This is a genomic window from Pseudoalteromonas obscura (assembly GCF_030135505.1).
GTDB classification, from domain to species: Bacteria; Pseudomonadota; Gammaproteobacteria; order Enterobacterales; family Alteromonadaceae; genus Pseudoalteromonas; species Pseudoalteromonas obscura.
The window spans coordinates 462,393-477,680 of record NZ_JASJUT010000003.1 but is presented as its reverse complement, the minus strand read 5'-3'; the positions used below and the strand labels follow the sequence as shown (position 1 = coordinate 477,680).

The window sequence follows — 15,288 nt, the reverse complement described above, 5'->3', positions numbered from 1 at the left end:
ATGTCAGTGCGACGCGCTTTGTCATCAGACTTTTGCACTATGGACCCTGAAACGAGTTCAGGGTGACGAGGGGAAGAGTGCTTTGGTGTCTAAGACCTGTCATATGGTCTTTGATGTTTAAGATTCGTCATTGTGGGCTTGCCCCGCAATCCATATTTATTGATGATGGATTGTTGTTATAGATGACAATAATGTCAGTGCGACGCGCTTTGTCATCAGACTTTTGCACTATGGACCCTGAAACGAGTTCAGGGTGACGAGGGGAAGAGTGCTTTGGTGTCTAAGACCTGTCATATGGTCTTTGATGTTTAAGGTCCGTCATTGTGGGCTCGCCCCGCAATCCATGTTTTACGATTCATTGTTGATAAAGCCGATGGGCATTGAAAACAGCAAGTGAGGACACTTTTTACTTTTTAGAATTGGTCATAATTCTGCTCTAGAAGTACTCAGGAGCATAATATGTCCATTCAAAACTCCATTTCACTTTGGTCAGTGGTGAAATTAAGCCCATTTAAAGTTGCCATTACTTGGTTAATGGTAATAGCTGAAAACATCCTTCTTATTTTACTGCCATTATTGATCGGTTATGCAATCGATGGTGTGTTGGCGCAAGATACCACGCCCCTACTAGGGTTTGCTGCCAGCTTACTTGGTTTAATCGTCATCAGCGTGATGCGTCGTTTTTACGATACGCGGGTATATGGTGATATTCGCGTTAAGCTGGCCGAAACCGTAGCGCACAATTTGAGAGGGGCGGATGTTTCTGCAAAAAATGCGCGATTAACCATGTCGAGAGAGCTAGTCGACTTTCTTGAAAACGACTTACCCGCTTTGCTGACGGCCGCGATTCAATTGGTATCCATTGTTATTATATTAGCTACATTTCATGCGTATTTTGCACTGAGTGTGTTGATAGCTAGTATTGCCATGTTACTCGTCTACGCCTGTTGTCACGGGACCTTTAAGCGCTTAAACGGCAAATTAAATGATCAAACGGAACAACAAGTCAAAATATTAAGCTGCAAACCGTTTGCAGCATTGAGCGCTCATTTAGAAAAACTAAAAAAGCATGAGATTGCCCTTTCAGATACAGAGGCTTTGGTTTACGGCTTTATTTTTGCGCTGTTATTTATGTCGGTGCTTGGCAATTTATGGCTCGTAAACTTGCTCCCAAACCCAACCACTGGAGAGGTTTTTTCTATCCTCACTTATTCTCTCGAATTTGTTGATACAGCAATTATGTTGCCTGTAACACTGCAAGTTTTGTCACGTCTAGAGGAGATAACACAGCGCCTCAACCGAAATGAACAAGTACTCACAGAAAAGGAAATTGGCTATGAAGTATAAGAATATAATGGCAATTGGCGCAGGGGTTTGTGCGATATTTATGGCGCTAATCGTGGTGGATGAACTCGCTATTGAAGCACCAATTGCAAAAACAAACCACAGCATTAAGCAACCAGTATCAACGACAACGGTAGTAGCTCAGCCTCATACACCATCACTGGATTTAATTGGTAATACGCGTGCTCGCTTTTTGACACAGTTAAAAGTAACGAGTGAAGGGCAATTAGCATGGCTAGATACCGAGTTAGAGCCGGGAGCGCTTGTGACAAAAGCGACGCCGTTGGCAAAGTTAGATACAACTCACCTTGAGTCAGAATTGGCGCAGGCACAAAGTCGTGTGTATCACTCAGAGTTGGCATTGGAGCAACAGCTTCACGAACAGTCCGTTGCCTTGAGTATGTTATCGAGTAAAAACCAGAGCAGTTTTGCCAAGAGAGAGCCGCAAGTTACGGCAGCAAAAGCGGATTTGAGTCAGGCAAAGCTGATGCTCAAAAGTATGCAAAAGCGCTTTGAAGAAGCGCAAATTGTTGCCCCATACGATGCTGTAATTTTATCGAGAGCCGTGAGTCCTGGCGACTGGCTTAGCGCAGGAGAAGCGCTATTTGAAGTCGCGGCAAGCGACAGTATTGATGTGGTTTTACCCATTTCTGAACCAGTTTGGCGCAGGCTTAAGCGCCAGCTGCAACATCAACAGCTTGAAATTAGCGTGACCGACCGCTCTGGCGGTCAATGGCCTGCCCAAGTCAGGTATATTGCGCCTCGCATGGACCTAACAACTAGGCAGCGACAGTTAATTTTAAAAGTTGTGGATCCGTATGAACTGAATGCACAGCTCATGCCAAACCAGCCTGTGCGGGTGAGTATTGGCTTAGCTCAAGAGCCACAGTCCTTTAAAGTGCCACAAAGTGCATTAACCAGAGATGGCTTCGTTTGGACTGTAGATGCTGCCGGTACTTTGCAAAAAGAGTCAATTGAGATCCTTTCGAAAAGCCGCACACATACCTACATTCGCTTTAATCAAATAAACGATAGTACTAAGCAAGTAGTGGTTTATCCGCTACTCAGCATGGTTGTTGGAACACAAGTCGAAGCGCTTTCAAATCCGGTTCAACTTGCAGATAACGGAGGTGCTCGATGAGCTGGCTAACCAAATGGTTTATCGACAACACGGTGGCAGCAAACCTATTGATGCTGGCGATTATCGCCAGTGGTGTACTCGCGTTAGGGCAGTTAAGGGTTGAGTCCTTTCCGCAGATCCCGCCATCAACCATCACCATTACAGTGCCTTATCCCGGTGGTACAGCTGCGCAAATTGATGAGGGTATTACGCAACGAGTTGAAGAGTCAATAAGCGGAGTTGCAGGCATCAAGCAAGTTGTCAGCCAGTCAAGTGCAGGGCTTTCGACAGTGACCGTTAGAAAGACCACTGATACAGATATTGATACGCTTTTGAATGATATCCGAAATCGTGTGAATGCCATTGTGAGTTTTCCCGAACTTGCTGAAAAACCCATTGTTGCCAAAGATGAATTTACTAATTTGGCTGCATTTGTGATCGTGTCAGCGCAAAGAGAAAATAGCAGTTTGCAACCAATTGCGAGGCAAGTTGAAGTTGCGCTAAAAAAGCATGCGGATATTTCTCGTGTCGACAATTGGGGAAGCCGCAGTCCCCAGCTAGTGATTGAGCCTAATCCAATTAAGATTGCGCAGCTAGGTATTACTTTAGAGGATGTGGCGTCGGCAATAGAGCAATTCTCATTGGAAACAAGAAGCGGTGAACTAGAAAGTGAGAGTGGCCGTTTGTTGCTGCGGGGCGATGGCTTTGCAGATAGTGTTACAGCGCTTAAAAACGTGCCTGTTGTCGTAAAGGCGACTGGAACAATACGCGTTGCGGATATTGCACACGTCTATCGTGATTATCAACAAACAGGTTCAATTGTGCGCAATAATGGACAAAATGCCATTGCGTTATTAGTGAGTACGAGTCAATCGGACAATCTGTTACATGTGAGTGCAGCGGTGAACGACACGTTAGCACAATTGCGCCGTCAGCTGCCCGAAGATGTCCATCTCAATACTATGGCGGATATGGCCCCTTATATTGAAGAGCAGCTTTTTAGATTAGGTAACAATGCGTGGCAAGGTTTACTCATTGTAATTGTATTGCTGGGGATCTTCTTAGATTTAAAATTAGCGTTTTGGGTATCTGCCGGTATTCCAGTTGCGCTTTTTGGTACTTTGGGAGCGTTACAACTGACCGACCACAGTATTAACGATATCACCTTATTTGGCTTTATTCTGGTGCTCGGTATACTGGTTGACGATGCTGTGGTGGTTGGTGAGGCTATATACGACAAGCGTGGCACCTGTAAAAATGGACAAGTAGCTGCGTTTAAAGGTGTGCAGTCGGTATCTGTCGCTACAATATTTGGCGCCCTTACTACGATTGCTGCTTTTTCTCCGATGCTTTGGATCGATAACGATCTTGCTAAGTTATTAGCAGGTTTTTCCGTGGTGGTGATAATAGCACTGCTGTTTTCATTGATTGAAAGTAAGTTCATTTTACCTTCTCATTTAGGCGCTTCCGCATACAATGAGCAATCAAACTCATTTATCAGCCGAATACAGAAAGGTGCTCAAACTTGGCTTGCAACTGTGAAATCGCGGCTCTACTTACCAATATTGGGTGTCTCAATTCGTTATAAAGCAGCTAGCATCTTATTTTTTACAGCGTTTATTACCCTTGCATACGGCATGTGGTCAACAGGGACCATCCGTAGCTCGGTGTTTCCTGAAATCCCTGGGCGATACATTACGGCTAAAGTGTCTTTGCAAGATGGTGCGCCGTTACAATTGCAGGAAAAAGCATTGGAACAATTGGAAAGTTCGGCCAATCAAGTTGCGAATAAATTACAATCCGAGTTTCTACTGACGTCTAAGCCTATCGTAAATTTACTCGGATGGTCAGATGGTTATGGCGACATTGAAGTGACTGCTGAGCTTACCAGTGAGTCTTTGAGTACACTACCCAGTTATCTTCTTACGGATACTTGGCGCAAACAAACTGGCATTATTGAAGGCGCTTACTCTGTGCAATTTTCCGCAGCAGAAGCCCCTGCAGGTGGTACTTTTATTTCTATTACGGCCCCCGAAAAAGCAATCGCAAAGCAAGTCAGTTCTATGCTTTTTGACGTGCTGGTGTCACAAGCAGGAGTATCTGATGTTTATGACGACGCAAAAGGTGGTCAGCTGCAAGTACGAATTGTGCTGAATGATTACGGTCAACAGCTTGGTTTGACTCAGCATCAAGTTGCAAAGTTTGCCGGAGAAGCATTTGGGCAAAGAGAGGTACACCGGATATTGGATCAAGGACAAGAAACCAAAGTGTTGGTTAGGTATGCAAAACATGAGCGGCAAAATTTGGCACAACTCAAAGCCAGTTTACTAACTTTGAGCAATGGCGATAGTGTTCGATTAGAAGATGTTGCAACATTTAGTTTCGAGCAGGTGCCAGATGTATTACATAGAAGGGACAGAGCGCAAGTTGTAAACATTTATTGGAAACAAGATCGGCATATTCAATCTCCTGAGGAGGTGATGGCTAAGCTGCAAAGCGAAATTAGCCGTTTAGAGCACGTATTTCCAAGTGTAAAAATTAAAGCTGGTGGCGAGTTTGAAGAAATAACCGCAGTGTCCAAAGGATTCAAGTCTGCGATGTTAATGACGATAATCTTGATTTATATCTTGTTGGCAATCCCGCTTAAGTCGTACTGGCAGCCATTGATTATTATGGCGGTCATTCCCTTTGGATTTGCTGGGGCCATATTTGGCCACTACATAATGAACTTGCCGATCAGCTTATTGTCGATGTTTGGTATGATGGCGATGACAGGGATCGTGGTGAATGACTCTTTGGTCTTGATCACGCGTTTTAATCACTTATACCGTGGTGGCATGTCACTGGATGACGCTTTACGTCAAGCTGGAGCAAGCCGATTTAGGGCGATATTTTTAACCACAATAACTACCGTATGTGGTTTGTTACCACTACTCTTTGAGCAAGCAGAGCAGGCACAGTATTTAAAACCTGCGGCGGTTGCTCTGGTTTTTGGAGAGTTGTTTGCAACGTCTGTGACACTGATATTAATTCCTGTATTACTTGGACTTTTTTGTCGTAAGCAACCTAAAAGTCGAGATGTGTTGTTGGCAGAGCAAACCGCTTAACTACAATTGCTTACAGGCTGTTATTTGCATTTTTTGAAATAGCGCGCGATAGTTGTGGCTTTCGTTACAACTATCGCGCCTATGTCAGAAAACAAACCGACACCATTTATTTTGGTACCAGAATACGCTTTATTGAAATCCTTACCAAAGAATCTACAAACGCGTTTCGTGACTGCACTCAAATTAATGCATGAAGACCTTGCGTCTGGTTTATGTTGGGAACAAATAGCCACGCAAAGTGCGATATCTCCTTTTCATTTCCATCGCCAATTCTCTGAGTTATTTAAAGAAACGCCTGGGCAATACCTGAGTCGAGTACGCTTGCAATATGCTGTCCATTATATTTTCTCGGAACAGGACTATAAAATTATCGATATAGCTCACGAGTGTGGATTTGCATCATCTCAGTCTTTGGGTAAGGCTTTAAAAAATGCTCTGGGTTTAACAGCAAAACAGATCCGCGCCATGGGCGTGACAGGTACGCCGAGGCAGACGGCCGAAATACTTGCAAAGCTTGCACATCCTGATGAATGCGGTTCTTTAGAAAATAAACTCGCTGAAAATTTACCCTGTGAGTTGGTCTGGTATCCGCAAAGAGGTATGAAATTACTACCAAACATTAGCACCGAATGGGACACAATCTTTGAAACACTTGGTGAGAGATCAACACGAATCATGGGGGTGACGCCCGTCAACCAGCTAGAAAATAGCTGGCAAGATATCAAAACAAGCATAGGGGATTGGCAAGTTTGCGCATCTGAACACACAATTTCCTTGCCCGAAGGCCATTATTTTTGTTGCGATGTATATATTGTGTCCGACGCAGGCTACAGTGTTGCACTAGAGCAACTTTTCAAAACCATTGAGTCTGCTGGATATCAGTTAGATCCAAATGGTTATTTTGTCGAAATTGTACGCGATATAGAAATGACGGTAACTGGTGGTGTTACTTTTTCCTTTCAAGTGCCTGTCATGATGTAATGTGGTGGGCTGTTAAACTGGCAAAATACTGCTCTAGCAACGTGATACAGGTGAGCACTGTGTCAGGCACAAAATGTCTTGCTGGATACAGCGCGTACAGAGTCAAGTGTGGCTTTTTACAGTGCCTTAGGAGCTCAACCACATCCCCATTTGCAAGTGCTTTATCACATACAAAGTCAGGTAAAAAACCAATACCATGACCTGCTTTAATGGCTTCTAGCATAAATGGTGTGCTATTTACTTTCAATGAGCCACTGATAGCTATGCCGTTTTCGATAGGCCAAATATGTTTGTTTTTAAAGTAAGTATATTCAAAACAATTGTGCTCTTGTAGATCTGCGGCTTCAACAATATCTGAATGGTTATCGATATACTCGGAGGATGCACAGATTTTATAGCTAAATTGGGTGAGTGGCCTGCCTACATAATTTGAATCAAGTAACTTGCTTGTTGCACGAAACCCAAGATCGAAGCCGTGCTCAACAAGGTCAATATCTTCATCACTTAAATGAATATCTAACTCAATGTATGGATGTTGGCGCATAAAGTTGTTGAAAAACTCGGCCAATAAAGTGAGACCAAGTGCCATTGGTACATTCACCTTGAGCTTTCCTTTTACCACATTTGTGTGTGATTGAATGCGAGAGTCTGCTTGAGCAAGTTTTGCCAGAATATCTTTTGCGCTAGTTAGGTAGGCTTTCCCTGCATGAGTCAAAGTGAGATTACGTGTCGTGCGGTGCAATAAGCGTACACCCAAGTGTTGTTCGAGCTTTGACATCTCCTTACTTACCATGGATTTGGTCGTATTTCTTAATTCTGCCACGCGGGTAAAGCTTTCATACTCTGCAAGGTCAACGAATATTTCTAATGCACGTAATTTATCCACTTTTAAACTCCTCTACACTGTTTCCTTGTGGGAAACATATGGTTCGTATTGTGACTATATATAAGACAGTTGAGTTTTTCTACACTGGCTTTAAGAAATTTGAAGTGGTTTCAATTTCAGGACTATAGACAAACGTAGAGGAAGAAAAGCGTATGTATACCCTATATTTTATGCCCGGTGCTTGTTCGCTAGCTGTGCAGGTTGTTTTACGAGAACTTAAGCAAAAGTTCACATTGATCAATAAGTTACATACAGAGAATTTTACAGCGATAAACCCGCTTGGTAATGTGCCAGCGTTAGTGACGCAAGACAAGGTATTGACAGAAGGGGCAGCGATTATGCTTCATCTTATTCAATCACATCCGAGCAGTTTTTGGTCATCAGATCCCAAAGAACAGCAACAAACCATAGAGGATCTGATGTTGGCCAATGCCACTATGCACCCAGCTTATGGCCGATTGTTTTTTGCTACGCACAATATTGAAAGTGTGAGCGAGCGGGAACATTTTTTGAAGAAAGCAGCTGAGCAGATCAGCCTGGTGTGGCAATCTGTTGGGATGAGGCTTGAATCTCGGGCGCATCTCGGTCCATTTCTAGGTGGCCAGCAACCTAGCGTAGCAGACATATTTTTAACCGTGTATGCGAGCTGGGGAGCGCATTTTTTTGTCGATATTCAAATTCCAGATAATGTACAACAGATGTTGGATAGAGTGAGAGAGCGTGACTCATTTAAAGCAGCTGTTAGCGCCGAACAGTCCAACTAACTCAAGGGCGGCCTCAATGAATAATAAAGATAACTTTGCAGAGATTGACAAGGTAAATGACGTGATAAAGCGCTATTGCGATGGGTTGTACTACGCAGATGTAGAAAAATTACGTGATATTTTTTGTGAGTGTGCAGTGCTTAAAGCGCCAGAGATAAGGCGAACAAGAGAAGAATGGCTAGCTTTGGTCAGTAGGCGGCCCGTGCCTTTTGAGCAAGGAGAGCAGTACAACTACAAAGTCATTTCGCTCGATATTGTTGGTGAGCAGGCTTTGGTTAAACTCTATTGCCCTCTACTTGGGCGTGAATATGTGGATTTTTTAGGTTTATTGAAAGAGCTGGGGCAGTGGCGCATTGTCAATAAAATGTATGCTGATATCTAAATATTAAAGGAGAACAAAGTGCCGTATATCAATATTAAAGTGACAAAAGAGGGTGTCACGAAAGAGCAAAAACAGGCGTTAATAAGTGGTGCAACACAGTTAATGGTATCTGTATTGAACAAAGTACCCAGTACGACTTTCGTTGTGATTGATGAAGTAGAAACTGACAATTGGGGTATCGGCTATGATCAGGTTTCTGTTCTGAGGGAAAAGAAATAAGGGGTGTATTGTTGAATGGCGGAAAGTGAATAGTGCATTTTTATTTTAATTAATGTCTGATTTATTATGGATTTTGGCTATTTATTTGAATTTATTATAGAGTTTTGAATTTGTTAAAAATTTTCACATTGGAAAAGGTTGCTTTTTTGTTGTTAAAGTGTTGTTTTTTCTAAGTGCCTGATTTTAAGTTTTATTATTGTTTTTTAGGTTTAACAAGGGAAGGTTGAAATCGTTAAGATTTAATGTATTGTTTTTATCGAACTTAAACCATAAGGATTAATGAAATGAAGTTAAATTTAAAAAAGAAAAGCTTTAAATCTCTAAGTGCGAATAACCAAAATATTCCAAAGCATGCAACTCCTGCAATTGGTGGTGGCCGGTTTTCAAATTATTGCAATAGCAATAACTTAGGTGCATGTACGCAGCATTGCTATTCTAAAACCTTAAATGATACGTGTAACTCCAACTATGTTACCTTTAATGGAACGGGCTGTTGTGAAACAACAATATGCTAACCCAGTAATATAAAAGTGTGGGAGTTGTAAATGGCTTTGGTTGTTTGCAAGTCCCATAAATACTATTTTTATTTAATATTTATTATATTCGCGTATAATTTATCCCTATATCAGATGTAAGGTATAAATGGATAATAATGAGAGAAAGCCTGAGAGAGAAAATTGTACAAGTCTGCGACCAAAAAATAGAGAAAAAGGGGAGCAATGTTGGCGTTTCCTTTTACGCTTTTTTTGCCAATAAAAATAGTGATCCAGAGTTACTGATGGAAGCCGCAACTTGGTGGATTCAAACTCACCGGTTAGATCATTTTGAAAAAGCGCACAAGATTAAAGACATGGTGTTACAAGGTTTGTAATGTGCACGGCCACACGCTCTGTGGCTTTATGTGCTGCAAGCTGCACTCAATGTTACCAATGTGAATGTAAGAGTTGCTGAGTAAGAAAAGAAATAACAATAGCTGAGGAGGAGTTTCACCCATTTCAGTCACAGAAACCTGCCAAAACATCATTTATTTTTCCTTATCTGCAATTAACCCAAGACTATTGGCGTGAAAAAGAAGATAATTACACAGTTAAGATAATTTTTGCTACCAAGTTACTGAGGAAGTCACCTTAGTTCTATGGTAGTCGCACAAAACTGTGGAAGAGTTCAATGGAAATTAAAGTTAATTTTCTCGACAATCTTAGGCTTGAAGCCAAGTTTGATGATTTTAGTGTTATTGCTGATCAGCCTATTCGATATAAAGGTGATGGCTCGGCACCTAGTCCGTTTGATTATTTCTTAGCTTCATCAGCACTTTGTGCGGCCTACTTCGTAAAGGTTTACTGTGTTTCGCGAGACATTCCGACAGACGGCATTCGTGTTTCTCAAAATAATATTGTTGATCCTGAAAACCGATACAATCAAATTTTTAAAATTCAAGTTGAGCTACCTGAAAGCATTTCTGAAAAAGACAGAAAGGGCATTTTGCGATCAATAGACCGCTGTACTGTGAAAAAAGTTATTCAAACTGGCCCTGACTTTCAAATTGAAGACGTTGAAAGTTTAGATGATGATGCGCAAGCAATGTTAATGGTTAAGCCCGAGCAAGAAGCAAACACCTTTATCCTAGGTAAAGACCTGCCTTTAGAGCAAACGATTGCTAATATGACAGGGATTTTAGCCGATTTAGGTATGAAAATTGAAGTTGCTTCATGGCGTAACATTGTACCAAATGTTTGGTCATTGCATATCCGAGATGCGGCATCTCAAATGTGCTTTACTAATGGTAAAGGGGCGACAAAAGAAAGCGCACTTTGCTCTGCATTGGGTGAGTTTATCGAGCGCTTAAACTGTAACTTCTTTTACAACGATCAGTTTTTTGGCGAAGAAATCGCAAACAGTGACTTTGTTCATTACCCTAATGAAAAATGGTTTAAGCCGGGTCCAAATGATGCGCTTCCAAGTGAAATCTTAGATCAATATACGCGCGAAATTTATGATGCAGATGGTGAGTTAAAGGGCTCAAACCTAATTGACACAAACTCGGGTAATGTCGAGCGCGGGATTTGCTCTATTCCATATACTCGCCACTCAGACGGTGAAACGGTTTATTTCCCGTCTAATTTGATTGAAAACTTATTCTTAAGTAATGGCATGAGCGCTGGCAACAACCTAGCTGAAGCCAAAGTACAGTGTTTATCTGAGATTTTCGAACGTGCAGTTAAAAAGCAGATCATTGAACAAGAAATTGTTTTACCTGATGTGCCAGAAGATGTACTTGCCAAATACCCTGGTGTTGTTGATGGTATCAAAGCGCTAGAAGAGCAGGGCTTTCCTGTCGTTGTTAAAGATGCATCTTTAGGTGGTCAGTTTCCTGTAATGTGTGTCACCTTGATGAATCCGAAAACTGGTGGTGTATTTGCTTCGTTCGGTGCACACCCAAGCTTAGAAGTTGCGCTTGAACGCAGTTTAACTGAGCTACTACAAGGCCGCAGTTTTGAAGGGTTAAACGATGTACCTCGCCCGACATTTAACAGCATGGCGGTATCTGAGCCGGAGAATTTTGTTGAACACTTTATCGATTCAACGGGTGTGATTTCATGGCGCTTCTTCAGCGCGAAGAAAGATTATGACTTTGTTGAGTGGGATTTTTCCGGGACTAACGAAGAAGAGTGCGACAAACTATTTGCGATTTTAAAAGAGCAAGGTAAGGAAGCGTATGTCGCAGAATTTACCGACTTAGGCATTGCCTGTCGTATTCTGGTGCCTGGGTATTCAGAAGTATACCCTGCGGAAGATTTGATTTGGGATAATACCAATAAAGCGCTGCAGTATAGAGAAGACATACTTAATCTGCACAGGCTTTCAGATGAGCAGCTAGCTGATTTAGTCAATCGTCTAGAAGAAAGCCAGCTGGATAATTATACCGATATCATTACGTTAATAGGTATCGAGTTTGATGAAAACACGGTATGGGGTCAGTTAACCATCCTTGAACTCAAGCTGCTAATTTATTTGGCGCTGGGTGATTTAGAAGAAACAATGGATTTGGTTGAGTCTTTCCTTCAATACAATGACAACACAGTTGAGCGTGGTTTGTTCTATCAAGCGATGCAGACTGTTTTAGAAATAGCCCTTGATGAAGAGCTAGAGATTGAAGATTATATCCATAACTTGTCACGTATGTTTGGTCAAGAAATCATGGACAATGTGATTGGCTCGATTAATGGTGATGTTAAATTCTATGGCTTAACAGAAACCAATACTCAACTGAAAGGGTTGGACAAACATCTTAAGCTGATTGAAAGCTATACCAAGCTTCATAAAGCACGAGCTGCTTTGGCTGCTAAGTAACTAACAGCAAAATTAGAAAGCCTGCGGGGTTATTGACGCAGGCTTTTTTTGTATTTGGATAACGTTTTATTCTCCGCCACCGCCACCGCCGCCGTCACCGAAGCTCGAACTAGGGCTAGAACTATTGCTGCTGGAGTCACTATCCCCAGAGGGCTTATTTTTCTCTGACCCATATATGAAAGGGCTGCCTGAATGACTGCCATTTCCACTGTTGCTCATATAAGAAGCAGATTGCGCTTTACTGTTTATAAACAGTTTTATAATCATAGTAAGAAAAAGTGTCGCGACTACAATTGGGCTGATCACACTTTGAATAACTGAATTGGATTCGAGATCTACAAAGTATAAGGCAATAGCTACGCCTACAATATTAATAATCCAGAACATAACAACTCCTGTATTGTGCTTTTAACTAAATTTTCTCCCCGTTTTGATGGGGAATTCATTCTTCTATTAATCAAAAAACAGATATTCCGTTTGATATGTGTGTTTTTCACACTAACAGGGTTTTTCATAAATTACAAAAAGTGCACAACGTGGGGGCTATTAAATAACAAATAACCCGCTCAATTCACTGGCTCTGGCATTTGGTGATTTTTATCTGTAAATGTATTTAAGAGTAGTAATTAAAAAATTGTTTTAATATATTGATATTGTTAAATGAAATGGACGCTAAAATGATTAAGCCAAAGCAATTAAAACCGGGTGATAATATCGCCGTGTTGTCACTATCAACGGGCCTGCCATCTGTATTTCCGAAGGTTTATCAACAGGGGTTGAAAAATTTAAAAGCACTGGGCTTTAACGTTATTGAATATCCAACAGCGACTATGGATATAGACGAAGTATTCAATAACCCACAAATAAGGGCCCAAGACTTAAATCGCGCTTTTGGTGATAAAAATGTAGATGGAATAATTGCGACAATCGGCGGCTCAGACTCTGCGAGAATATTAAAGTATTTGGATGCAGATCTAATTAAGGCCAATCCCAAGTTTATCATGGGATACTCTGATTTTACGGCTGTGTCTGCACTTATACATCAGCTAGGAATAGTGACCTTTAATGGACCTTCTGTAATGGCTGGATTTGCTCAGATCCATAATATGTCTGAAGAGTATCAATCGTATGTTAGATCTTTTTTATTTGGGGAGTGGAATGAGTCCGAGTTACCTGTGTTTTCCCACTTCAGTGATGGCTACCCTGATTGGTCGAAACCGAACTCTGTAGGGCAGCTTGAACCACTACAAATCAATACCGGGCCAAGATTCTATCAAGGCGACTCAGCGAAAAAATGCAAAGCATGTGGACCCTTATTTGGTGGATGTATTGAGGTCCTTGAAATGCTAAAAGGCACACAATACTGGCCAAACCAAGAGTTTTGGCGAGGTAAAGTACTTTTTCTAGAAACATCCCAAGAGAAACCTTCAATTGATTATGTTAGGTATTGGCTGCGTAACTATGGTGTGATGGGGGTATTTGAGCAACTTTCTGGGCTGATTTTTGGCCGAGCACGGGATTTTAGTGAATGCGAAAAACAGTTGCTTGATGAGGTCATTTTATCGGTCGTTAAAGGAGAGTTTGGCTGTGACAAGCTACCAATAGTGACCAACTTGGATTTTGGGCACACAGATCCGCAAATGATATTGCCATTGGGCATAAATATTGAAATCGATGTTCAAAAGCAAAAGGTTAAGGCGTTGGAATCACCGTTTAAATTGTAATTCTTCCTTCACTTTACTGCTGTAACTAGTCTAAATTATCTGCATGTAACCGATTTGTAATGTTTAAATTAGATAAGGCAACAAGGATGAATTCTGCAAATTATTGCCAGCAACATGTTTTGGTGATCCCCCAGGCGCTCGGTGCGCTTTCGGATGTAAGTAAAATGGCAGCTCACAACGGCTCAGCCATTTACAGCAAAGATTTAGAGCAAAATCTACTCGATATTGAGTTTTATACCAATCAGCTGTGTATTGTCTATGTCGAAGAAGGCTCTGAAACACTGACATGCTGGGATAATAAGCTGATCAAAGTTAGCGCTGGGCAATCAGTTTTACTATGTCAAGGTCAAAACCTACATTCTGACTTTGTTCGCAGTACACAGAATCTAAAAGCGTGGCTGGTATTTTTTGACAGAAGTGTAATTGAACAATTTTTACTGTCTTATCAATTGACGCCGATTGCCAAGGGCAAGCAACCACCGCCAACTTCACTACATCTGGAAGATTGCTTAATTAAAGGCTTCTTCGAGCAACTTAGGTTGTGCGTTGACCAAGGAGTGGATATTGATCCTATACTCCATATTAAGCTCACAGAGCTGTTATTTATCCTACGTCAAGTAAGTGCTGATGAGGTGGTTGCAATGTTAAATATGGCTGATCATGCCTTGCCCGCGCGAAGGAACCTAAAAAGGTTACTTGGAAATAAGTCTGTTTTAAAACACTCTGTTGCAGATTTGGCAAAACTATCTGGTCGTAGCTTATCTGGTTTTCAACGCGACTTTAAACATCAATTTAATGAGCCACCAAAACAGTGGTTGATCAAACAACGAGTTGAATACGCTAAGTCATTGGTCGAGCAAGGTTGTTTATCGGTTTCTGATATTGCCCTTGAAGTTGGCTACACCAATATCTCACATTTCATCAAAGCTTATAAAAATCATTATGGTGAGACACCAAAACAAGGTGCGATGAAGCGTTGACCGAAAAGCGTTACTTTTCTGGAATTACGGCATTTACTTTTACTTCTCAGCGTAAACTGGTGTGACTTATTGTACTGAGGAGCAAATATGTCTGTAAAAGTGATTATTGAATGTCAGTTACGTGAAACAAAGTCCGCACTGTTGGATAGTTTTTTAACTGAAAATGTGCCTACTGTAAAAGGGTTTGCAGGATGTCAGCGAGTATCAATCAGCTTTGATAAGAGCAAGACTACTATGCTGATTGACGAAGATTGGCAAAGTGTTGAGCACCATAAAAATTATATGCAATTTATCGATGGTAACGGTGTGATGCAAAGTTTGACTGCGTTTATGTCTGCGCCGCCTCGTATTCTTTATTTAAAGCCTTCCGAATATTGATATAGCAGTATATTTACTACTTTGATTATATCGCAAAAAGAGCTTAATTTAT

At 41.4% G+C, this 15,288-nt stretch carries 15 protein-coding genes; 13 read left to right on the top strand and 2 right to left on the bottom strand.

From position 1 onward, the window contains the following. Positions 1–459: 459 nt before the first annotated feature. The 4 genes from QNM18_RS10100 (at position 460) to QNM18_RS10085 (ending at position 6,552) form a co-directional block, all read left to right on the top strand. Complete coding sequence (locus QNM18_RS10100) at positions 460–1,347, top strand: ABC transporter six-transmembrane domain-containing protein (protein ID WP_284137099.1); 888 nt, start codon at positions 460–462, stop codon at positions 1,345–1,347. After that, positions 1,337–2,485, top strand: coding sequence for an efflux RND transporter periplasmic adaptor subunit (locus QNM18_RS10095; RefSeq protein ID WP_284137098.1), 1,149 nt, complete (start codon positions 1,337–1,339; stop codon positions 2,483–2,485). Before QNM18_RS10100 ends, QNM18_RS10095 begins: the two co-directional genes overlap by 11 nt. Next, a complete protein-coding gene (locus QNM18_RS10090; protein ID WP_284137097.1) occupies positions 2,482–5,571 on the top strand; it encodes an efflux RND transporter permease subunit in 3,090 nt (1,029 codons plus the stop codon). The genes QNM18_RS10095 and QNM18_RS10090 overlap by 4 nt, the downstream gene beginning before the upstream one ends. An 81-nt stretch (positions 5,572–5,652) precedes the next feature. Then, positions 5,653–6,552, top strand: a complete 900-nt coding sequence (locus tag QNM18_RS10085; protein ID WP_284137096.1) for a helix-turn-helix transcriptional regulator — start codon at positions 5,653–5,655, stop codon at positions 6,550–6,552. Here QNM18_RS10085 and QNM18_RS10080 read toward each other — a convergent pair. Continuing rightward, positions 6,542–7,438 carry a LysR family transcriptional regulator gene (locus tag QNM18_RS10080; protein WP_284137095.1) on the bottom strand — a complete coding sequence of 299 codons (897 nt, stop codon included), beginning with the start codon at positions 7,436–7,438 and terminating at the stop codon, positions 6,542–6,544. The genes QNM18_RS10085 and QNM18_RS10080 overlap by 11 nt on opposite strands. Positions 7,439–7,590: 152 nt before the next feature. Between QNM18_RS10080 and QNM18_RS10075 the strand changes: the two genes are divergently transcribed. The 6 genes from QNM18_RS10075 (at position 7,591) to QNM18_RS10050 (ending at position 12,154) form a co-directional block, all read left to right on the top strand. After that, positions 7,591–8,202, top strand: coding sequence for a glutathione S-transferase family protein (locus QNM18_RS10075; protein WP_284137094.1), 612 nt, complete (start codon positions 7,591–7,593; stop codon positions 8,200–8,202). Positions 8,203–8,218: 16 nt separating this feature from the next. Continuing rightward, positions 8,219–8,584: a nuclear transport factor 2 family protein gene (locus QNM18_RS10070; protein ID WP_211010361.1), complete on the top strand. Its 366-nt coding sequence runs from the start codon at positions 8,219–8,221 to the stop codon at positions 8,582–8,584. Between the two features lie 18 nt (positions 8,585–8,602). After that, positions 8,603–8,803, top strand: coding sequence for a tautomerase family protein (locus QNM18_RS10065; protein ID WP_211010360.1), 201 nt, complete (start codon positions 8,603–8,605; stop codon positions 8,801–8,803). Between the two features lie 284 nt (positions 8,804–9,087). Continuing rightward, entirely contained in the window at positions 9,088–9,318 is a 231-nt protein-coding gene (locus QNM18_RS10060; RefSeq protein WP_211010359.1) for a hypothetical protein, read from the top strand. A 137-nt stretch (positions 9,319–9,455) separates the two neighbouring features. After that, complete coding sequence (locus QNM18_RS10055) at positions 9,456–9,674, top strand: DUF6500 family protein (protein ID WP_211010358.1); 219 nt, start codon at positions 9,456–9,458, stop codon at positions 9,672–9,674. 296 nt (positions 9,675–9,970) lie between these two features. Continuing rightward, positions 9,971–12,154: an OsmC domain/YcaO domain-containing protein gene (locus QNM18_RS10050; protein WP_284137093.1), complete on the top strand. Its 2,184-nt coding sequence runs from the start codon at positions 9,971–9,973 to the stop codon at positions 12,152–12,154. 66 nt (positions 12,155–12,220) lie between these two features. Here the strand turns inward: QNM18_RS10050 and QNM18_RS10045 are convergent, their stop codons facing one another. After that, positions 12,221–12,541 (bottom strand): hypothetical protein, encoded by a 321-nt coding sequence (locus QNM18_RS10045; RefSeq protein ID WP_284137092.1) that lies wholly within the window; start codon positions 12,539–12,541, stop codon positions 12,221–12,223. A gap of 290 nt (positions 12,542–12,831) precedes the next feature. Between QNM18_RS10045 and QNM18_RS10040 the strand changes: the two genes are divergently transcribed. The 3 genes from QNM18_RS10040 (at position 12,832) to QNM18_RS10030 (ending at position 15,236) form a co-directional block, all read left to right on the top strand. Further along, positions 12,832–13,878 carry a S66 family peptidase gene (locus QNM18_RS10040; RefSeq protein WP_284137091.1) on the top strand — a complete coding sequence of 349 codons (1,047 nt, stop codon included), beginning with the start codon at positions 12,832–12,834 and terminating at the stop codon, positions 13,876–13,878. An 86-nt stretch (positions 13,879–13,964) separates the two neighbouring features. Next, on the top strand, positions 13,965–14,858 hold the full coding sequence (locus QNM18_RS10035) for a helix-turn-helix domain-containing protein (RefSeq protein WP_284137090.1): 894 nt from the start codon (positions 13,965–13,967) through the stop codon (positions 14,856–14,858). A gap of 87 nt (positions 14,859–14,945) precedes the next feature. Next, a complete protein-coding gene (locus QNM18_RS10030) occupies positions 14,946–15,236 on the top strand; it encodes a hypothetical protein (protein WP_284137089.1) in 291 nt (96 codons plus the stop codon). Positions 15,237–15,288 lie beyond the last annotated feature (52 nt).